Here is a 20,921-nt window from a genome sequence, read left to right on the forward strand (position 1 = left end):
GCAGTCATTGCACTGATTTTATATTTTCTTAACTTATTAAAAAAACAGCCCTTAAAGGACTGTTATGTAAGTGAAGTCGATATATTAGGCTCTAGAAACATACTTTCCATCAGACGTATTAATTATCAGGACATCACCCTGGTTTATGAAAAATGGCACTTGAACAATATGTCCAGTTTCGAGTGTGGCTGGCTTCGATCCGCCACTTGCAGTGTCACCTTTAATTCCTGGTTCTGTTTCCGTAACCTCTAATTCTACGTTGTTAGGAAGTTCTACTCCTAGGATTTCGCCTTCATAGGTAATGACAGATACTTCCATGTTCTCTTTCATAAATTTTAATTCATATTCAATTTGACTTGACGAGAGCTCGATTTGTTCATACGTATTTGTATCCATGAAGGCATGAGAATCTCCAGAAGCATATAAATACTGCATTTTTTTCGTTTCTATGTGTGCTTTCCCTACTTTTTCACCGGCACGAAAAGTCTTCTCTTGAATGCTTCCATTACGTAAATTACGTAGTTTAGAACGAACAAAAGCTGCCCCCTTCCCTGGCTTTACATGTTGGAATTCGATCACCTGCCAAATCCCATTATCCACCTCAATAGTCAAACCTGTCTTAAAATCATTAACTGAAATCATCTAGTATTCCTCCCGTTACAACTGAATTAATTCTTTTGCTGCAAATGTTAATCTTTCATTTCCTGTTTCTGTAACCACAATGTCATCCTCGATTCTACATCCACCAACTGAAGGTACATATATTCCCGGTTCTACTGTTACTACCATTCCAGGCTCCAATTTCTTTTCTGACTTAAAAGAAAGTCCTGGACCTTCATGTACCTCAAGTCCTAATCCATGACCAGTTGAATGTCCAAAGTACTTACCATAACCTTGTTCTGTAATATAATCTCTAGTAGCAGCATCTGCTTCGATTCCCGTAATACCTGGCTTTATGCTAGTAACCCCTCTAAGTTGTGCTTCTAACACAATCTGATAAATAGATGCAAGTTGTTCATTAATTTCTCCAACAGCAACCGTTCTTGTAATGTCTGAGCAATAGCCTTGATATAATGCTCCATAATCTAATGTAACAAGTTCACCTGATTGTATCTCCTTGTTTGAAGCTACACCATGAGGTAATGCAGAACGTTCTCCAGAAGCAACAATAATGTCAAAGCTGGATGACGTAGCACCCTGCTTACGCATAAAAAATTCTAATTCATTAGAGATATCAATTTCTTTAACACCTGGCTTAATATAAGATTGAATATGTTCGAATGCATCATCAGCGATCTTTGCAGCTTTTTTCATGATTTCTAACTCATCACTTGTCTTAATTAATCGCAGCTCTTCTATGATACCACTGACTGGAACTAATTCAACATCTAACGTATTTTTATATTGTTCATATTGGCTAAACGTCACATGATCCTTTTCGAAACCAAGTCGTTTAATTCCCATTTCTTTTAACTGATCATTAATCTCTAAATCAATACCCTGCTTATGTTCAACTACTTTAAATGCTTTTGCTTGTGTACTGGCTTGTTCTGTGTATCGAAAATCTGTTATAAATCGTGCATCATTGCTACTAATTAAAGCTACTCCAGCCGTACCTGTAAAACCAGAAATATAACGTCTATTTATCGCACTCGTAATTAAAATTCCATCTACTTGATTTGATTCAAAAGCAGCCTTAAGTTTAGTTAGTTTCTCCATAAACTCATCCCTTTCTAATTATTATCTATAGCATATATGGATGTATTCAGTTTATCATAAAGCGCTTCTTTTGAATAACACAATGAGTATTATGAGTTCTTATTATCATCAGCCCTGTGAAAATCGTGATAATCATAGGAAATGGAATATCCAATAAACGTACCATATAAAATAAAAACACATATTGTTGTTACGATGGTATTCATATTCAAATCAGCTACCTTTGGAACTGTTGAGAAGATTGGATTCATGATATAGTAGATCAATACCCATAATAAAAAACCGTAAGCCACACCTACCCAAATGGAATTAATCTTCTTGAATAACCCAAAATAAATAAGTGCCGTTAATAAGGATAGAAGGCCAATTAAAAAGATTGTTACAACATTACCAAGCCATGTATCGATCCACTCCGCATGAAACCAAGAGCTTAATACAAATGATTTCGGAGCTACTTCGGAAAAATTAAAATAATAAAGAACTGTTCCGAATGTACTCCATAACAATCCACCAATAAATCCTGTAAGTAGTGACCTTGATAAAATTGTCATTGGCGTTTCCTGTTTATTCTGTTCAAGTTGTTGATTTTGCTCACTCATAATACCACCTCCATTCCATATTATGACCAATTGCTCGTAAACCAATCCTATAAACCATCGCTTTACTTAATAATTTCCAATTTTAATCTAGTTAACCAAGCTTAATTCCAGTAAAATAAAAAGAAAAGCTTAGAATAATTTACATGAATCCGGAAAGAATTTATAGTAAGTTAGCATTTCAAAGTTAGTAACCATGTAATTCTTTGAAAAATGTATGTAAAAAATGATATACCATGATGAGAAAGTGGTATAGAGTTTATACAAGTCAATTATTGGAATAATGAAGGAGGACACACACAATGAAACGTACAAGATTATCCATCCCTGTTTACATCATTATAGGTCTAGCAGCTATTGGTCTAATATCACAGTTGTTTACAAATACGACAAACTTTTTTAGTAATCTTTTTATTTCACTGGGTATAGGTCTTGCTATATTTGCTGTTTTTTATTTTGTTTTTCTTAGAAAGAGAGCAACATCTAACGAAATGAAAAAATATAAACAAGCTGTAAAACAATCCAAAGCAAAATATGACCATACACAACCAAGAAAAAATCCTGTTTCTGCTGGGAAAACACAGCAATCTATTCAACCACGAAAGAAACGCAATAAACGCGCAACTCATCTACGTGTGATTGAAGGTAATAAAGCCAAACGAAAAGACCGCGCTTCTTTTTAATTCAAAGCGCGGTCTTAGTATGTAACTGTGTTGCAAACTTATTATCTTGGCCAATGTTCTAAAAATTTCTTAGCACTACGATATCCTGTATCCATCAATTGTTCTTTTGTTTCTTCACGAATATCAAAATTTATACTACCAACATTCTTGATGGGAATAAAAATAATATTGTTTTTTTGTGACTTTGAAATATATCGTGAATCATGAGCTTCTTTCATTGTTACAAACAATGCATGGAACATATCTAATGCATTATTTATCTTCCTAGGCGCTATATTATTTAGCGTAGATTCACTCAATTTCATTCCTAAAATTGGTCTACTTATCTTCTTATCTCTATCCTCAAATACCCATAGAGGGAAATTACTTAGTAGTCCTCCATCGATTATGATACTCTTCTTATTTTTACTACTCGATAATTTCTTAGGTATAAAGAAATAAGGAAATCCAGCGCTCATTCTCACTGCTTTAGCAACTGGGAACGTTTCAGGATTAATGTCGTAAATCCTTTCTAAATCATCCGGAATAACGACCAGCCTTCCTAAAGATATATCACTTACCACAACTTTTAAGTAACTCGAATTTATATCTTTAAATGTGTAAATGTCTTTTCGTGCTAGTTTATCATATACCCAACGTTCAAGCTTATTCCCTTTATTAATTCCTAATTGAAAATATAAAAAAGCCCATTTCGTAAATGGCAAAACCTTTGTAAGAGCTGGAGGGTCAATAAGCTTCTGCAAATCCAACTCATCTAACATGTTTTGAATATCAGAAGCGGTATATTCTGCAGCAAGTAATGATGCTACAATTGCTCCTGCAGAAGTCCCTGCAACACGTTCAAGTATCAGCCCATGTTCTTCTACACGCTTTAACGCGCCAACAAATGCATATGCTTTTACACCTCCGCCAGAAAAAACACCATCTATTTTCATATGTTGTCTCCTCTAATCCGTTTTCAAAACCTTGTGATTGTTTTACATGCAATAACATTAATACCATTATTTAAGCTAGTAAAACACACTTTATATATCTTTAAGCACAAAGAAAACAAATTAGAACTGATAAATGAAAGACTTTATAAAAATGAGTCCAAGATGAAATCAAAATAGTTAACCCAAAAGTGAAAGTTCAATTAGTGGGGTTTTATTTATCCCCCATTGATGTCAGTACCACAAAGGTATGACACCAAGGGCTTTGAACCAATCGGACATGTATTGATAGTCGAACCCCCGTTCACTTATCCATATTGATTTCACTTTATTCTTGAAGTGCGGGTCTTACCAGTTATATGTGGGATAATTGTTGATACGCAGCGTAGTCAAAATATGTAGACTCCTTGAAAAAGAAAGAGGCTTTTCTGCGAACGATGAATCGCTTCCGAACTCTTCCTTATCTTGCTGCAAAAGTACGAGCTGAAGATCCCGCAGGAAAGTGATCATTGCTTTCCAAGGAAGTGTAGTATTTTGGTGAAGAGATGGGAAAACCTGTTTGAAGTAAACAAATAGAGGGCTGGGATAAAACACAACTTCTTTACTCAAAATACGAATAATCATGTTATCAACAGGAGTATCATCGCCGCACCGTGAAAATATACGCGCTTTCCTCGGGCACGGCCTCAGCTAACTTGGTAAAGAAAAACACGTTACCAAGTGGATCTTCGAACTCGTGCTGTTCCCACCTGAGTCTCGTTTATTTCAGGTACTAAATGAATGATTCCAATCAAAAAAACGAATGATAATTAATTTCTGATATGCTCCCCTTAAGGTAGACAGATTAAAAAATAAAAATCTGCTTCTACATTAAGGGGAGTTTTTATGACTCACAAATCATATTCAGTAGAATGGAAATATGAAGTATTGATGGCTTTTAAGAATGGTTTAACACATAGCCAGTTATCCGCAAAATATCAAGTTAATATGTCTACAGTTTATAGGTGGGTAGAGAATTTTGAAAAAGATGGGATCCTTGGTTTAAAGTACTCAAAAACGTTTAGACGTTATCCTAATGAAATAAAGGCAGCTGCAGTTAAGGATTATATTTCAGGAACGTATTCTATGCGCGATGTCTTAAGAAAGTATCATATCTCCAGTAAATCCGTGCTTTCGGATTGGATAAAGAAGTATAATGGTCATAGAGAGTTAAAGGATGCAAGAAAAGGGAGAGTAAACGCTATGACTAAAGGAAGAAAAAGAACGTGGAAAGAACGAATAGAAATCGTACAAGCTGCGTTAGGGAATGATAAGAATTATCAACAAACAGCACAGTATCACGTATCATATCAACAAGTATATCAATAGGTGCGAAAATATGAAGCTGATGGCTGGGATGCATTAAAAGATGGTCGAGGTCGCTCCAAAGGGGTAGAAGAATTAACAGCTGAAGAAAAGCTGAAGCTAGAGATGCGTCGAATTGAAAAAGAGAATGAACGTTTACGTGCGGAGAATTTGTTTTTAAAAAAGTTAGAGGAGATCGAAAGGAGGCGAAATTAAGTACCGTACGATTTGAAGACAGGTATGTTGCCATTCAGAAAGTAAATGAAAAAGAAAACCTACGTATTCGATTACTTTGTGATATTGCAGCTGTTCATCGGCCAGCTTACTATAAGTGGCTGAAACGAAAGCCTTCAGCACAGGAACTCCAGAATAAAGCGATTATGCAAGAGATGGTAGACCTTCAATCACAAACGTATTTATAGATTGATGAAAATAGCCGGTATACAATCTGTCATTCGAAGAAAGAAAAAATGGCATAAACGCACACTCCCTCAACATATCTCTGAGAATATATTGAACCGTGAATTCACGGCGAATAACCCCAATGAAAAATGGGTAACAGATGTAACAGAATTTAAATATGGTAACGCAAAGAAAGCTTATTTAAGCGCTAATCTCGATTTATATGACGGTTCTATCGTTAGTTACGTTTTAGGGAATTCCAATAACAATCAACTTGTATTTAAAACGCTTGATCAAGCTATCGAGCTTCTAGATGGAGATCGCCCGCTTATTCATAGTGATCGGGGTATCCGTATACATCTAAAATGTTTAAGCAAAAGATAGATGCCGCAAACATGAAGCAAAGTATGTCACGAGTCGGACGATGTATTGATAATGGACCGATGGAATCTTTTTGGGGAACACTGAAAAGCGAGAAGTATTATTTAAATAAATATGAGTCCTTTGAAGAATTATCTGCATCCATAGAGAACTATATACATTTCTATAATTATGATAGATATAAAAACGATTAAACGGCCTTAGCCCTATCGAATTTAGAGCTAAAACCGCTTAAGTCAGTTTTATTATTTCCACTGTCTACTTGACAGGGGGCACTTCATTTTATTGTTTCTTCATTCTTTTGTCTCAGACTCATGATCTATAAATCAAATACTTTTGTCTCAGTCTTTGCTGTTCTGAGCTATTGTTCCTCTGCTTCTCGATGCATTTTTTTAAGTTCTTCCACTCTTGCTCCATCGTGCTTAAAATAATTAACCACATCGCCAATTCGGTCAATCGAATTCCAGCTTAAATGATGTTCTATACCTTCAACATCATCGTATATATTATCGTGTTCTACACCAATAATTTCTAGAAACTCTTCCAATAATTCATGACGAAAGACGAGTCGTTCTCCAACTTTTTTTCCCTTTGGAGTTAAAATAAAACCTCTATATTTTTCATAGTTTAAGTATTCGTCTTTATCTAATTTTTGTACCATTTTTGTGACGGAAGAAGGATGAACTTCAAGTGCTTCTGCAATGTCCGATACCCTTGCATATCCTTTTGATTCCATTAAGTTATAAATTTGTTCAATATAATCTTCCATACTAGGAGTAGGCATTAATTTTCCTCACTTCCAAGAATAATTTTTAGTCTAGCGCAAAACTGTTTCTATATATAGGATACAGGAAATAAGAAAGTTAAACAAGCGTTATCATGAATTTTTCCATAAAATTCCTAACAGTAAGCTTTTCTATTTTTTTCTTCGTCATTTAGGCAATTTACAAAGAATAACTTTTGAAAAATATTGGTATACAAACTATAATAGAGGATGTATAAAGGGAAACTTCAATCAGTGGGAGGCTTGTTTATTCCCCCACTGATTGTTAGTTGATCTAATCGGACATTTACTGGCAGTCGATCCCTCACTGACCAATAACAGTTTCACTTTATTGCTTGAAATGGGGGCTTATTGCCAGTTATATGTGGGATAAATGTGATAGACGGGGGAAAAAGAATGGAATTATTAGTAATATTCATCGTTGTTCTTATCGCATTCGGTGTATTTCGTTTCTTTAGACAGCGAATGTACTTAAAAACATTAACCGAAGAACAATTCCGTGAAGGTTACCGCAAAGCGCAACTTATAGATGTACGCGAACCACAAGAATTTAAACGTGGTCATATTCTTGGTGCTAGAAATATACCAGTCACACAAATGCGCCAGCGCTTAATTGAAATGCGAAAAGATAAACCAGTATATCTTTATTGTCAGAGTGGATCACGCGCAGCCAGAGCGGCACAGCTTTTGCATAAAAAAGGCTACGAAGATATTAATGTTTTAAAAGGTGGCTTTAAAAAATGGACTGGTAAAATAAAGTAATTACTGATCCAAACGATTATGAAGATACATAAAACCAGCCTTTGTTCCAAAAGGCTGGTTTTATGTTAAACATATTTATTCGTTGTACACGTACAGTACTTATTTCTATAACATTACTCTGAATTAGCTTCATATCTTAAAATCGGTTTGCGCGCAGCAGTAGTTTCATCCATACGCTTGACAATTGTCTGATGTGGAGCATCTTGAACCAATTCTGGTTCATTCCTTGCTTCATCAGCTATCGTTAGCATTGTATCAATAAATCCATCCAATGTTTCTTTTGATTCCGTTTCTGTTGGCTCTACCATTAATGCCTCTTCTACATTTAATGGAAAATAAATGGTAGGCGGATGATAACCATAATCCAACAATCGCTTAGCAATATCTAAGGTGCGGACACCCAATTTTTTCTGATGCTTTCCTGATAGAACAAATTCATGCTTACAATGTTGTTTAAATGGAAGGTCGTATTCTTTTTCTAATTTTCGCATCATATAATTTGCATTAAGGACAGCGTATTCACTTGCTTTCTTCAGCCCTTCTGCTCCCATTGTTCGAATATACGTATAAGCTCTTAAGTTAATCCCAAAATTACCATAATAAGGCTTGACTCTACCAATTGATTGCGGACGATCATAATCAAAAACAAATTGATCTTCTTTTTTAATTAGTAATGGCTGTGGCAAGAAAGGTTGTAATTCGGCTGAGACACCAACCGGTCCTGAACCTGGTCCACCACCACCATGAGGTCCTGTAAAGGTTTTATGAAGATTTAAATGGACTGCGTCAAATCCCATGTCACCAGGACGAGCGTAACCCATAATTGCATTAAGGTTTGCTCCATCATAATAGAGCTTCCCTCCAGCATCATGAACGATTTTAGCCATCTCCACAATTTCTGTCTCAAATAGTCCTAATGTATTCGGATTTGTTAACATGAGAGCCGCAGTATCTTCTCCTACAACCCGTTTTAAATCTTCTAAGTCTACTAGCCCTTTTTCATTCGATTTAACCGTTACAGCTTCAAAACCTGCAACTGTAGCTGACGCTGGGTTAGTACCGTGTGCAGAATCTGGTACAATGACTTTAGTACGCTCGGTATCCCCATTTGCCTCATGAAATGCACGGATCATCATTAAAGCAGTCCACTCTCCATGTGCTCCAGCTGCTGATTGTAAGGAGACTTCATGCATTCCAGTAATTTCTCGTAAGGCACTCTGTAGATCATACATCATCTCCATTGCACCCTGAACACTTTTTTCTGGCTGATCAGGATGTATATGACTGAATCCATCCATTCTGGCCACATCTTCATTTATTTTTGGATTATATTTCATTGTACAAGATCCTAGAGGATAAAATCCTGAATCAACACCATAATTACGATTGGATAGCCCCGTGTAATGTCTCATTATATCTAATTCACTTACCTCCGGTAATTCCGGAGCTTCTGTACGGATGTATTTATTACCTAACTCTGCATTCAAATCAACATCTGGCACATCCAATTCTGGTAGACTGTAGCTCGTTCTGCCTAGTTTACTACGTTCAAATATAAGTGGAAAATCCTGATTAGCCATTGATATCCCTCAATTCTTTTGCAAACTGGTCAATCTCTTCTTTCGTACGTATTTCTGTAACAGCTACTAGCATATATCCTGTTAATCCAGGATAATCTTTTTCAAGATCATAACCACCAATAAATCCTTTTTCCAAGAGGCGATCATTTATACTAGCTGCTGGCTTATTTAATTTTACTACGAATTCATTGAAAAACGCACCCTCATAGGCAACAGTGACTCCTGCTTGCTGCAGCACTTGTTTGGCGTAACGAGCTTTTTTCATATTAATAGCCGCCATTTTACGTAACCCATGCTTGCCAATGGAACTCATTGCCACTGAGCTAGCTAATGCATTTAGTGCTTGATTGGAGCAAATATTAGAAGTAGCCTTGTCTCTGCGAATATGTTGCTCTCTTGCCTGTAGGGTAAGGACAAACCCTCTAACGCCGTCTTCATCTGTTGTTTGACCAACTAATCGACCAGGTACTTTTCGCATTAATTTTTTGGTAGTAGCAAAATAACCACAATGAGGTCCGCCAAATTGTGCAGGTATACCAAACACCTGTGTATCTCCTACAACAATGTCAGCACCAAACGCTGCGGGAGGAGTCAAGTAGCCTAAAGCAAGCGGATTACTTGAAACGATAAACATTGTCTTCTTTTTCGATTCTAACAATGTTTGAATTTCCTCCATTGGCTCAAGTTGCCCAAGGAAATTAGGGTATTGCACAACAATACTTGCTGTCTCGTCATCTATCGCATCGCTTAATTGATTGACATCCGTTTTCCCATCCTGTAAGTCAATTTCTACAATTTCTAATCCGGGACCCTTAGCATATGTTTCGATAACCGCACGACTTTGTGGATGAACAGCTTTAGACACAAGGATTTTTTTTCTTTTCGTTTGTGCAGCACTTAGATTAACAGCTTCGGCTAAAGAAGTACCCCCATCATACATAGAAGAGTTAGCTACAGGCATTCCTGTAAGTTCAGAAATCATCGTTTGGAATTCAAAAATTGCTTGTAGCTCACCCTGTGATATTTCTGGCTGATAAGGAGTGTAAGCGGTATAGAACTCTGATCTTGAGATCACATGATCAACGACGGAAGGAATAAAATGATCATAGACACCAGCTCCTAGAAACGAACGGTTTTGTTTTAAATTGGCGTTTTTAGCTGCCATATCTGCAAGTTCTTTTTTAAGCTTATATTCATTCGCAGGCTTCTTTAAGTTTAATTCGTTATTGAAGCGAACATTCTCTGGTATATCAGAAAAAAGTTCTTCCGTACTATCAATTCCAATGGTATTTAACATTTCTTGCTTATCTCCATCTGTCATAGGCAAATAACGAAATTCCATCTTGTTTCCCCCTATTTTTCTCTTTTATAAAATGGCGTTTTTACAACCTTCGCCAACAATTTTCTTTTTCTTACCTGTACGGTTAATTCCACACCCTCATTTGCTAGTTCTGTTCGAATAAGTGCTAGACCGATATTTTTTTGCAGTGTAGGAGCTTGTGTTCCAGAAGTGACAAATCCTGCATAGTCATCATTATGATAAATTTCATAGCCTGTTCGTGGAATTCCCTTATCCACCATCTCAATACCTACTAGCTTTCGCTCTACTCCATTTTCAACTTGGTACCGCAAAGCTTGTTTTCCAATAAAATCTGCTTGCTTATTCACCTTTACCGCAAAAGAAAGACCCGCTTCTATTGGACTAATTTCTTTTGAAATTTCTTGTCCATATAAAGGTAGATTAGCTTCAAAGCGTAACGTATCTCTTGCACCTAGCCCAATTGGTTCAAGTCCTTTATTTTTACCAGCTTGAAGAATCAGCTCCCACAGTGCAATACCACTTTTAGCAGAGATATAAATTTCAAATCCATCTTCGCCGGTATAACCTGTACGTGAGACGAGCGCAATATCATTTAATTGCCCTAGCTGAACAGCTTGTTGAAATCGGAAAAAACGAATATCGGATAGATCCGTTTCCGTTACCGTTTGCAGAATTTCTTCAGCATATGGTCCTTGTAATGCTAGCTGAACAATCTCATTGGAAACATTTTCAATCGTTATTTCGGAATCACTAAATGTATTATGACTTACTAACCATTGGTAATCTTTATCTGTATTTGCAGCGTTTACAACAAGTAAATAATCATCCTCATCAAGCATATAAATAAGGAAATCATCCACAGTTCCGCCATCCTCATAACACATAAGGGTATATTGAGCTCGATTAGGTGTTAATTTGCCAACATCGTTTGTAACCATTTTCTGTAGAAAATCTAAGCTTTTTGGACCTTTTACCGTAATCTCTCCCATATGGGAAACGTCAAATAATCCAGCCTTTGTTCTTGTAGCTTCATGCTCATGCTTAATACCTGTAAATTGTACCGGTAAATCCCATCCACCAAAATCAATTGTCTTCGCACCATATTTCTCATATGCCGAAAACAACGGTGTTCGTTTTAACTCACTCATTCCCTCCACTCCCTTAGCAATCATAATAGTCTGTAATTTCAAATTTCAAAAAAATAGAGATTTCATTGTATTACAATGAAATCTCTGTCCTTCTACCAGAAAGTTGCATACGAATTCGTAGAATAGTTCGTACTTGCTTCGTGGGTGGTTTACACAGGTATACTGGTAAACACTCTCCAGAGTTGCGTCCTACAAGAGTCTTTTTGCCTGAGAGATTCGCTTCGGCTTGCTCCTTCGGCGTTACATAGAAGAAATAACCTTTCCCCTCTTTGTAAGCTCTCCCCTTGTATTCATTCGCTTTTATGAAAAAATGTAGAGTTGGTTATACTATGTAACAATACCAATGAAAAATCTATTTTACTGTGAATTATTATATCACATATTAAAAAAGATAAAATAGCTATTCTAAATAATCTTAGTAAAAAGGAAGTATATGATGAAATCCATTCACATAGAGAAAGATTCAACATTTATTAATGAACTTGAAAATCGGTTAGAAATGAATGAACCTATTTCCTCATGGGAGCTTTTCTCCATGGCTTTTCACGCAGAGAAAACGACAATGACCCCAAGCTTTAAAGGATTACGTGCACTGGAGTTTTTGCCACATGTAGATTTTTTAAACCATCAAATAAGCTCTGCAGAACAAGTAATTGAACAAATGAATGGCCGTGCAATTTTAGCTGATGAAGTGGGATTAGGTAAAACAATTGAAGCAGGCCTTATTTTAAAAGAGTACATGATACGTGGACTAGTTAACAAAGCATTAATTCTTGTCCCCGCTTCATTAGTGAACCAATGGGAAAAGGAATTAAATGAAAAGTTCTACATACCAGCAGTTGCTTATCGTAAGAATATGAGCTGGGAACAAGGGAACATTATCATTTCTTCTATGGATACTGCAAAAAGGTCTCCACATCGGGATACTATATTAAATTTAGACTATGATTTTGTTCTGGTAGATGAAGCGCATAAATTAAAGAACCATAAAACTAAGAATTTTGCCTTCGTACGTTCTTTGAAGAAAAAATATTGTCTATTACTTACTGCCACACCTGTACAAAATCAACTTGTAGAAATATTTAACCTTGTCTCCATTTTAAAACCGGGTCATTTAGGTAATTACGATACGTTCTTAAAGAGCTATGGTAAAGATCGCAAAAATATGAAACAGGACATGTATTTAAAGCAGCTTGTTCAAAAAGTAATGGTTAGAAACACGCGTAAGGACACTGGATTAAATCAAATCAAACGAAATATCGAAACGATTTGGGCCGAATTCTCAAAAGAGGAAAAAGAGGTGTATGAAAGTCTGGAAGATATTTCGGTATACCTCCCTTCCTTTTCAAAAATTACGTTCCTTCGAGAATTCTGTTCTTCAAGGGAGGCCTGTTATTTATCCTTAAAGAAAATGCTAGCGGAACAACCTGACCTAGAAGGTTTTCAACGGATAACAGAGGCAATTGAACAACTACCAAACCATAAGAAGGCCGAAAAAGCTGTTGAACTTATAAAGGAAATCGGCAATGAAAAAATAATTATCTTTACCGAGTACCGAGCAACTCAACTTTATTTACAATGGTATTTACAACAGAATGGTATTTCCTCTGTACCTTTTAGAGGAGGATTTAAACGTGGGAAAAAAGATTGGATGCGACAACTTTTTCGGGACCATGCACAAGTATTAATTGCTACGGAAGCAGGAGGAGAAGGAATTAACCTACAATTTTGTAACTATATGATAAATTACGACCTACCATGGAACCCAATGCGACTAGAGCAACGTATTGGCCGAATTCATAGATATGGTCAGAATAAAGATGTGCATATTTATAATTTTGCACTTAAGGATACGGTTGAAGAGCATATTATGAAACTTTTATATGAAAAAATAAATCTTTTTGAGCAAGTAATTGGACACTTAGATGATATTTTGGCTGAACTGGCTATACCTGACATTGAGCATGAATTACAGGAAATTTATTCTGAGTCAACAACAACTGGAGAGGCTAAGGTTAAGCTAAATAATCTTTCAGCAATAATCCAGCAAACCCATGATACTAACTATGAGGAGGAACAATATTATGGCAATACCTGACTTAAATAACTTCTTAAAATCTTTTTTCACTGCCCATCATTGCTCACTACTCCTCGATCAGGATGGTGTTCTAACCATACAACTAACAGAAGAAATGGACCGAGCTTTGATGAATCGACCGTTCTATTGGCATTACATGAAGAAAATGGGACACTCTGGTGAACCAATGCAATTAACGTTAATAACGAATCCAAATAAACGTGACGATGAAGGAGAATGGATTCATTTTGGTAGTCCAAGATTGCAACAAATCATTGGTTATTTACAACAGCAAGAGAAATATACCAAATTATTCCAAAAAGTTAATCCAACGGTAAATACAGCTCTTTACCCTTGGTTAGTAACAAACATTAAAGTAAGTTATAGAGGAAAGTATAAAAGAGATGAGCTTTTCTCCATTGGATTAAACCTAATTAATGGAACGATGAAGTCGGATATGATGAAGATATTAGATTCAATCCCATTGCATACAACTATTTCTGATTTTTGTTATACGCTATCACCACTTGTTAAATTAAAGAGTGGATATCGAAGAATAGAAGCAGTTGTTGATCAGTATATAGAGAATCAAAACCATGAGTGGGCTTCCGAAGCTTTGGAGGAGTTGCAAACAGAAATAGAATTACTAAAATATTTTTATACATCCGATAACGATAATGAGCAAATGGAAAAAGAAATAAAGGAAATTAATGAAAGGTATCAGCCAAGAATCACATATCAGGTTATAAATGGAGGTCTATTTTATTTAACTTCTGAAATAGTGTAAGCAGGCTCAGGTTACGCCTGCTTATTTCTTTTCTTTACCATAATTCGAAGAGCAAATGGAATGACGCCTAACCAACGGTTTCCATATATAGGGTCATAACTTTGCGGTTTCATTTTTCGTTTCTTTCTCTCCGTAGCGGGCGTATCCATATACGTCACTACTTGTTCTGTTACAAATTTAACATAATCTTTCGTTGACATATAACCTTCCCTTCATAGATGTAGGTACTTTTAGTTTTTCCAATCCATTTATCAATATTCTTAGAAAAATAAAAAACAGTAAAAAAAAGAAGGATATACGAGATAATTGTCGAATCAATTACTTAACTGTGAATTCAAGAGGAGGTGAGAAAGTTTGTGAACCCTGCTGTAGCGCTATCAGAACAAATACTTCATCATGCGATTATCATGGAAGCATCTGATATTCATTTTTCTCCATCAGCTGAAAAAGCGACGATTTATTTTCGAATACAAGGTAAACGTCAATTTTTTAAATCCATACCTGCTTCTACCTATCAATTATTGCTTACCTACTTTAAATTTAACTCATCAATGGATATCGGTGAACTTCGGAGACCACAAAATGGCACCATTAAGTTTTATTTAGAATCACTCGTCTATTCCCTACGATTATCTACACTTCCCGTTAAAGGTACCGAAAGTCTAGCAATAAGAATTCTCCCTCAAGAAGAAACCCTTCCAATTGATCAACTATTTCTATTTCCAAAACAATTGAAACACATGATGAGGTGGATTACCAAACGTTCTGGACTAATTCTAATAACAGGTCCGACAGGCAGTGGGAAGACCACTACCCTATATGCCATATTATCCTCCATTCTAAAGGATAAACCTTTCCAAGCCATCACGTTAGAGGACCCTATTGAAAAAGAACTGGAAGATATTTTGCAAGTTCAGCTGAATGAAAAAGCCGGAATTACGTATCAGTCGGGATTTAAAGCAGCGCTTCGTCACGACCCTGACATTATTATGGTTGGTGAAATTCGAGATGCTGGTACGGCACATTTTGCTTTAGAAGCATCGTTGTCTGGTCATTTAGTATTAAGTACTATCCATGCAACCCATGGTCTAGGGACAATTTTTCGATTAAAGGAATTTGGATTAACCACTGCTGATTTAATTCAATCCTTAATTGCAATTGCTTCCATCCAACTTATTCCAATCTCCACTATAAAACACGCAAATCGTCGAGGAGCAATCTTAGAATTACTCGATGGAACCTTATTAGAAAAACACATAAAAGGAAAGGAATTCAATCGTTTAACTGGTTATCAAACCTTTGATCACTTACGAAGGAAGGCTTTAGCTTATGGATACATTTCTGAAACATATTATCAACAAACACAAGAAAACAATGACACCTGATACCCAATTGCGATTTCTTAAAAGGCTTCATCGCTTACGTATAAATGGTTATTCGTTAATTGATGCACTAACAGTAATAGCTTGGGACAACGAACTGGAATGTGCCGCCAAACAAATTAAGCAGGCATTAGAAAATGGTTATTCCATGGAAGAAGCTATGCAACTTGTTTCCTTCCATCCCTCCATAACGAGTTACCTCCTATTTGCACGTTCTAATCAAAATCTAGAGGATAATTTATCTAAATGTATAGATATGTACGAGTATCGATTGCAATACATTCAGAAGTTCCAACAGATCATTCGATATCCACTTATTTTATGTTGTATCTTTATCCCCCTATTGTTTATATTGAAGCAATCCGTACTTCCATCATTTCTCGATTTATATGAATCAAGTCCGGGATCGTCAGCATCAATTGTCCTAGCTATGCTAATCTTAGATTGGTTAGGAATTATTTTCTTTCTGAGTATCATCGCAGCCCTCACTTTTTCTATTTTTTGGAAGTTTTATAAACCTCGTATCTCCATTGAAAATCAAATAAAATTATACAATCGACTCCCTCTTTTCCGTACCTATTTAAAACTACAAACATCCTTTCTTTTTGCTAATCAATTCAGTTCATTAATTAAAACTGGTATTTCCTTTAAAGACATTCTAATTCAAATGAATAATCAAGATAAACAACCAATTATTTGCTACTATGCAAATTTAATGAAAGAACAATTAGCTAAAGGTATGCAGTTACCTACTCTATTATCCCAATTTACTTTTCTAGAGAAAAAACTAACCAATATTTTTCAAAAAAATAGCAATACAGAAACATTAGAAAAAGATTTAAGTATATACGCACAAATTCTAATGGAGGAGTTTCAACGGAAGATGCTTCAAATTATTACGTATATTCAACCTATTTTCTTCATCATTGTTGCCAGTTTTATTTTATTTATCTATATCACTTTAATGCTACCTATGTTTCAACTCATCAAATCAATATAAGGAGGATACTTTATGCCATCTGATAATAAAGGTTTTACTTTAATTGAAATGCTAATCGTTTTAATGATTATCTCCGTATTAATCATACTTATTGTTCCAAATCTTAGTGAGAAAAGTAAAGATGTAAATAGCAAAGGTTGTAAAGCTCTTGTAGCTGTAGTTCAAGCACAAGTAGATACTGTTTATGCTGAATCAGGAATATATCCTACAAGCTTAGATGCGATGGTTCCAAAGTATATAAAGGAAGAACAGAAGAGCTGCAGTAATAAAACACCTTTAAACTATAATAGAGAGACTGGAAAAGTCAGTGTCCCGGCTACATGATACGAAAGGCTTTACGCTCACCGAAATGTTGGTTGTACTAAGTATGCTGATGATAATGGTCGGGCTCAGTGTTCCTCCAATCGTATATGCTTTAGAAAAAATGAAGGAAAACGCATTATTTCAAACGTTAGAGTCTGACATAATGACAATTCAACATATGTCTTCTCTAACTACGAATAGAATCCAACTTATTCTTAATGAAAATAAATATTATGCGCTTAGGTCTAACCGTAAAATTATTCCGGACAGAAACCTACCTGAAGGCTGGCATATCGATTATTTCATTAATCCAATTATTGAATTTGATATAAATGGAAGTATTAAAAACCCAAGAACTTTTTATATCTATTCCCCTACAGCCAGATACAAAATTGTTTTCCCTTTTGGTAAAGGAAGGTATCGAATTGAAAAAAATGAACGGATTTACTCTAATTGAAGTAATTATCTCTGCTGCTATTCTTTTTAGTGCAGTATTAACATTGGTTCCTATACTATCTATTATGCAAACGGAAAGAGAGGTCTTAAGTACGCGCAGGTTAATAGCAAATGATTTACATGATAGCTTACAGCCCTTTCTATGGGAAGAGAAGGATAAACAAGAAGTCAACTACACCAAAGTGATAGCTAATAGCCATGTAAAGTATTCATTTCAGGTTTTAAGTAAATACGTGAAGGGATGTGCTCAATGGGAAAATGCCAAAAAAAGGAAAGAGAAGTTTTGTTTATACGGACAGCCAACATAAACAATCTGGGTTTAGTTTTATCACTACACTTATCATGGTTACTATCTTAGTAATAAGTTTGCCTTTTCTAAGTTATTTGTTAAAGAGTATCAGTAATCAATCGGATATCCATGAACTGTCAATTCAACAGTTTTTTCAGCATTTAAGAAATGAAGTGATGCAAGCAACAGATATTCGAATTGTTGCTAATAAACTGTTGCTCGAGAGTAACGGAGCTACCGTATCTTTTGAGCTATATCAAGAGCTCATTCGTAGACAAGTTAATGGATTGGGACATGAAATATACGTACGTGGTGTTAAAGACTTCTCTTTAGCCCCACTATCTTATGGATTCCAAATAATTATTACATCCACGGAAGGAGATACGTTTGAAAAAGATATTATCTTATACGAATAACGAAAAAGGATTTATGTTACCTATGGTCATGTTTACGATCGCGTTAGTATTAATAGCAACCATTACGAATATCCAGCTTTATCAAAACAATAAACAAATGACTGCTCATCAACTAGAGCAAGTAAAAATGGAATCATTAATTCAAATAACGAGGGAAAAATTAAAGAAAGATCTGCTCAAGGACAAAGACCTAAAAAGGAATTTATATCATCTACCAGAAGGTAACGTTTCAGTAGTAGTCACATTACTTGCAACCGGAAAGTATAAGGTCCTTTTTTCCGCCACAACAGTTACTCCATTCACATTTCATATTTTTGGTTATTTAGACATCACCAATGAATTTCTGAATAAATAAATATGACAAGGGATACCCTATAGAATGTAACATCATGACTAAAATGATATTTTCCTTTTTTCATCAATATTTGTTCATCACATTTCGTTTACAAGATCTAAATACTCGTTTATAATAACAATGATAAGGTTACCAAAAGGAGGGGAAAGCATGGATCGTATGTTTCGTGTGCTTGCTTTTTGGACAGGGATATTTACAGTCATGTTCTACATAGGAGATATGCAAAAAACTGCACTTCTTTTCCTTGTACAAACAGCCTTTTTCCTAGCAGTAAGTTATTTAAAACTATCTGAACGCATGTATATGTATTTATTCGGAGCTTATTGTACTATATTTTTTATTGGTTTTACATGGTATTCAGAATTTATACTCGTACCTGGTTTCGGACATTAAAAAGAAAGAGTCTCTGCTTAGATTTAAGCAGAGACTCTTTCTTTTTAGTTTTATAAATGAAAAAATTTGCCCATGTGGAAAATTATGGGCGTGGTGACCGGCTTCCAGAAAGCTAAGCGATTACAAGAATCACTCTAATCTAAGTCATCATTGGCTTGCAAGAGCAACATGATTCCTTTATCTCCGTTGACTCGTTCCAGTCACTACGTTTCTAATTGGGCGCTTCCGCTTTTGTTCTTTTTTTCAAAGTGTATTGCGATACAGCTCTTAAATATCTTAAATTCAAGTTATTTTTTTGATATTCTATTGACATGTCGTTTTTATCCCTATATAGTATTACTAGTAGCTTAACTTATATCCCTATTTTTAAAGAGCAGAGCACATCCCCCAAAAACCCTTCTTGTAATAAGAAGGGTTTTTTCGTAATTCAGGAAATGAAAAAATTTATCCATGTAGATACTTATGGGCGTGTTTAGCCGCGTCCAGCTCCAGCACCTAGAAACGAGGCGAATTCACAAATCGCCCTCATCTAAGTCATCGTTGGCTCGCAAGCTCACCGTGTTTCCTTTATCTCCGTTAACTCGCTCCAGTCGCTACGTTTCTAATTCGGGCGCTTGCGCTTTTGTTCAAAGATAAGAAAGGATAAAAATTTGGTTATACCCGAGTGTTTCTAATTATCCATTATTACAATAAATCGATTGGTGTTACTCTAATACTTAGATTGAAAAGAAAGGATTATGCTTTTTCTCATGAATAAGACTAGTTTTTGGACCATGCCCTGGGTATACAACCAAAGATTCATCTAATCGATATAATTGATTTATAATACTATCTTCTAATTGCTTCATATCTCCACCAGGAAGGTCTGTTCTCCCTATTCCTTCATTAAATAAAACATCACCACTGACAATAAACTTTGCATTAGAAAAGATAAAAGTTACACTTCCTGGTGAATGTCCAGGCGTATGGATCACATCAAAATGGAAATTACCGATAGCCATCTTTCCTGGATGCAATAATCGATCCGGTCTACTTGTAAGAATTCCCCTTTGCATAAAGTACAATGATCCGTTTGCTTGAGGATCCTCAAGCCAGGAAGCTTCCAGTTTGTGTATGTAAACTTCGACCTTATAATATTTACGTAAGTCATCAACTGCTCCAATATGATCAAAGTGCCCATGTGTTAAGAGAATTGCTAATGGCTCGATATTTTTCTCCGATAAAAAATGAATAATTTTTGCTGATTCTCCACCTGGATCAATGATCAAAGCTTGTTGATTATCATATACAAGATAACAATTCGTACCCAATGGTCCTAAAGACATTCTTTCAATATCCAACAAAATTCCTCCCTAACCTTATAATGAAAATGTTTTCTACGTTTTGCCTCGACAAACGGCATATAATACTATAAAATAAATATTATAACTGGACTAGTTACATAATAATACAAATGAATTTCCTATAGCAACAAATGACAAGTTAGGAAGCAAACAAGGAGGATAAGTCTCATGCATATTGTCTTAGCAGTTTTATTTCTGGCTGTAGCTTTACTTGCGATTGTATCTGTAATTCGTCAATTGAAATACAAAAATATTTTCGCATTAGGATTTTCAGCAATTACAGCTTTAGCATTTGGATTTTTTGCAATCGCAACCATTATTTCAGAAATTAAAGGCTAATGAATACACAATATCTCCTGTTAAAAAGCTGACGAAAGCACAACGTCAGCTTTTTATTTTTGGATTAATCATTTCTCTACTTTCTTTCTATCTAACGGCTTGGATGCTGCCAGCCCTTCATTTTTCCCT

23 protein-coding genes, 1 pseudogene and 1 riboswitch are annotated in these 20,921 nt (G+C 35.5%); of the genes and pseudogenes, 14 read left to right on the plus strand and 10 right to left on the minus strand.

The features are described 5' to 3' along the window. Window positions 1–84 precede the first annotated feature (84 nt). The 3 genes from efp to JUJ52_RS19340 all read right to left on the minus strand — a co-directional run bounded on the left by efp (window position 85) and on the right by JUJ52_RS19340 (window position 2,318). Window positions 85–642 carry an elongation factor P gene (gene efp, locus JUJ52_RS19330; protein ID WP_026681124.1) on the minus strand — a complete coding sequence of 186 codons (558 nt, stop codon included), beginning with the start codon at window positions 640–642 and terminating at the stop codon, window positions 85–87. 15 nt (window positions 643–657) lie between these two features. Then, window positions 658–1,719, minus strand: a complete 1,062-nt coding sequence (locus JUJ52_RS19335) for a M24 family metallopeptidase (RefSeq protein WP_121605244.1) — start codon at window positions 1,717–1,719, stop codon at window positions 658–660. 89 nt (window positions 1,720–1,808) lie between these two features. Next, window positions 1,809–2,318: a YqhR family membrane protein gene (locus tag JUJ52_RS19340; protein WP_026681126.1), complete on the minus strand. Its 510-nt coding sequence runs from the start codon at window positions 2,316–2,318 to the stop codon at window positions 1,809–1,811. A gap of 299 nt (window positions 2,319–2,617) precedes the next feature. Between JUJ52_RS19340 and JUJ52_RS19345 the strand changes: the two genes are divergently transcribed. Next, complete coding sequence (locus JUJ52_RS19345) at window positions 2,618–2,998, plus strand: SA1362 family protein (protein ID WP_026681127.1); 381 nt, start codon at window positions 2,618–2,620, stop codon at window positions 2,996–2,998. A gap of 41 nt (window positions 2,999–3,039) precedes the next feature. Here JUJ52_RS19345 and JUJ52_RS19350 read toward each other — a convergent pair whose 3' ends face one another. Then, the gene (locus JUJ52_RS19350; protein ID WP_121605245.1) at window positions 3,040–3,933 is read right to left on the minus strand and encodes a patatin-like phospholipase family protein; all 894 of its coding nucleotides are present in this window, start codon (window positions 3,931–3,933) and stop codon (window positions 3,040–3,042) included. An 882-nt stretch (window positions 3,934–4,815) separates the two neighbouring features. On the opposite strand from JUJ52_RS19350, the pseudogene JUJ52_RS23785 reads away from it, so the two are divergent. Beyond that, a pseudogene (locus JUJ52_RS23785) lies at window positions 4,816–6,292 on the plus strand (IS3 family transposase). Window positions 6,293–6,418: 126 nt separating this feature from the next. Here the strand turns inward: JUJ52_RS23785 and mntR are convergent. After that, complete coding sequence (gene mntR, locus JUJ52_RS19375) at window positions 6,419–6,841, minus strand: transcriptional regulator MntR (protein WP_026681129.1); 423 nt, start codon at window positions 6,839–6,841, stop codon at window positions 6,419–6,421. A 396-nt stretch (window positions 6,842–7,237) separates the two neighbouring features. On the opposite strand from mntR, the gene JUJ52_RS19380 reads away from it, so the two are divergent. Next, window positions 7,238–7,603, plus strand: a complete 366-nt coding sequence (locus JUJ52_RS19380) for a rhodanese-like domain-containing protein (RefSeq protein WP_026681130.1) — start codon at window positions 7,238–7,240, stop codon at window positions 7,601–7,603. Between the two features lie 113 nt (window positions 7,604–7,716). On the opposite strand, the gene gcvPB is transcribed toward JUJ52_RS19380, so the two are convergent. From gcvPB to gcvT, 3 genes are read right to left on the minus strand one after another with little or no spacing between them, the layout of a single operon-like run. Next, window positions 7,717–9,183 (minus strand): aminomethyl-transferring glycine dehydrogenase subunit GcvPB, encoded by a 1,467-nt coding sequence (gcvPB, locus tag JUJ52_RS19385; RefSeq protein WP_205388614.1) that lies wholly within the window; start codon window positions 9,181–9,183, stop codon window positions 7,717–7,719. Next, a complete protein-coding gene (gene gcvPA, locus JUJ52_RS19390; protein ID WP_121605250.1) occupies window positions 9,176–10,525 on the minus strand; it encodes an aminomethyl-transferring glycine dehydrogenase subunit GcvPA in 1,350 nt (449 codons plus the stop codon). The genes gcvPB and gcvPA overlap by 8 nt, the downstream gene beginning before the upstream one ends. A gap of 11 nt (window positions 10,526–10,536) precedes the next feature. After that, a complete protein-coding gene (gene gcvT, locus JUJ52_RS19395) occupies window positions 10,537–11,652 on the minus strand; it encodes a glycine cleavage system aminomethyltransferase GcvT (RefSeq protein WP_205388615.1) in 1,116 nt (371 codons plus the stop codon). 185 nt (window positions 11,653–11,837) lie between these two features. After that, window positions 11,838–11,946, minus strand: a riboswitch (glycine riboswitch). Window positions 11,947–12,088: 142 nt separating this feature from the next. Here gcvT and JUJ52_RS19400 point away from each other — a divergent pair. Beyond that, on the plus strand, window positions 12,089–13,750 hold the full coding sequence (locus JUJ52_RS19400) for a DEAD/DEAH box helicase (protein ID WP_205388616.1): 1,662 nt from the start codon (window positions 12,089–12,091) through the stop codon (window positions 13,748–13,750). After that, a complete protein-coding gene (locus JUJ52_RS19405; protein ID WP_026681135.1) occupies window positions 13,737–14,516 on the plus strand; it encodes a YqhG family protein in 780 nt (259 codons plus the stop codon). The genes JUJ52_RS19400 and JUJ52_RS19405 overlap by 14 nt, the downstream gene beginning before the upstream one ends. Before the next feature lie 11 nt (window positions 14,517–14,527). Here JUJ52_RS19405 and JUJ52_RS19410 read toward each other — a convergent pair whose 3' ends face one another. Next, window positions 14,528–14,716, minus strand: a complete 189-nt coding sequence (locus tag JUJ52_RS19410) for a YqzE family protein (RefSeq protein ID WP_026681136.1) — start codon at window positions 14,714–14,716, stop codon at window positions 14,528–14,530. A 156-nt stretch (window positions 14,717–14,872) separates the two neighbouring features. On the opposite strand from JUJ52_RS19410, the gene comGA reads away from it, so the two are divergent. From comGA to JUJ52_RS19450, 8 genes are all read left to right on the plus strand, one after another. Further along, a complete protein-coding gene (gene comGA, locus JUJ52_RS19415; protein ID WP_034678955.1) occupies window positions 14,873–15,901 on the plus strand; it encodes a competence type IV pilus ATPase ComGA in 1,029 nt (342 codons plus the stop codon). Continuing rightward, window positions 15,846–16,898, plus strand: coding sequence for a competence type IV pilus assembly protein ComGB (gene comGB, locus JUJ52_RS19420; RefSeq protein WP_121605253.1), 1,053 nt, complete (start codon window positions 15,846–15,848; stop codon window positions 16,896–16,898). Before comGA ends, comGB begins: the two co-directional genes overlap by 56 nt. Window positions 16,899–16,910: 12 nt before the next feature. Continuing rightward, a complete protein-coding gene (gene comGC / locus JUJ52_RS19425) occupies window positions 16,911–17,222 on the plus strand; it encodes a competence type IV pilus major pilin ComGC (RefSeq protein WP_026681138.1) in 312 nt (103 codons plus the stop codon). Further along, a complete protein-coding gene (gene comGD / locus JUJ52_RS19430) occupies window positions 17,206–17,658 on the plus strand; it encodes a competence type IV pilus minor pilin ComGD (protein ID WP_161629270.1) in 453 nt (150 codons plus the stop codon). The genes comGC and comGD overlap by 17 nt, the downstream gene beginning before the upstream one ends. Next, window positions 17,636–17,965, plus strand: coding sequence for a pilus assembly FimT family protein (locus JUJ52_RS19435; RefSeq protein WP_162986425.1), 330 nt, complete (start codon window positions 17,636–17,638; stop codon window positions 17,963–17,965). The genes comGD and JUJ52_RS19435 overlap by 23 nt, the downstream gene beginning before the upstream one ends. Beyond that, window positions 17,916–18,362 carry a competence type IV pilus minor pilin ComGF gene (locus tag JUJ52_RS19440; RefSeq protein WP_228089124.1) on the plus strand — a complete coding sequence of 149 codons (447 nt, stop codon included), beginning with the start codon at window positions 17,916–17,918 and terminating at the stop codon, window positions 18,360–18,362. The genes JUJ52_RS19435 and JUJ52_RS19440 overlap by 50 nt, the downstream gene beginning before the upstream one ends. Beyond that, entirely contained in the window at window positions 18,334–18,717 is a 384-nt protein-coding gene (locus tag JUJ52_RS19445; protein ID WP_026681141.1) for a hypothetical protein, read from the plus strand. Before JUJ52_RS19440 ends, JUJ52_RS19445 begins: the two co-directional genes overlap by 29 nt. Before the next feature lie 150 nt (window positions 18,718–18,867). After that, a complete protein-coding gene (locus JUJ52_RS19450) occupies window positions 18,868–19,110 on the plus strand; it encodes a DUF2626 domain-containing protein (protein ID WP_026681142.1) in 243 nt (80 codons plus the stop codon). Between the two features lie 716 nt (window positions 19,111–19,826). Here the strand turns inward: JUJ52_RS19450 and JUJ52_RS19455 are convergent. Next, the gene (locus JUJ52_RS19455; protein ID WP_026681143.1) at window positions 19,827–20,450 is read right to left on the minus strand and encodes an MBL fold metallo-hydrolase; all 624 of its coding nucleotides are present in this window, start codon (window positions 20,448–20,450) and stop codon (window positions 19,827–19,829) included. A gap of 171 nt (window positions 20,451–20,621) precedes the next feature. Here JUJ52_RS19455 and JUJ52_RS19460 point away from each other — a divergent pair, with 171 nt between their 5' ends. Next, the gene (locus JUJ52_RS19460; protein ID WP_080668670.1) at window positions 20,622–20,792 is read left to right on the plus strand and encodes a DUF2759 family protein; all 171 of its coding nucleotides are present in this window, start codon (window positions 20,622–20,624) and stop codon (window positions 20,790–20,792) included. Window positions 20,793–20,921 lie beyond the last annotated feature (129 nt).

Origin of the sequence: Virgibacillus sp. AGTR (assembly GCF_016919725.2) — a bacterium.
Classification (GTDB): Bacteria; Bacillota; Bacilli; order Bacillales; family Amphibacillaceae; genus Virgibacillus; species Virgibacillus salarius.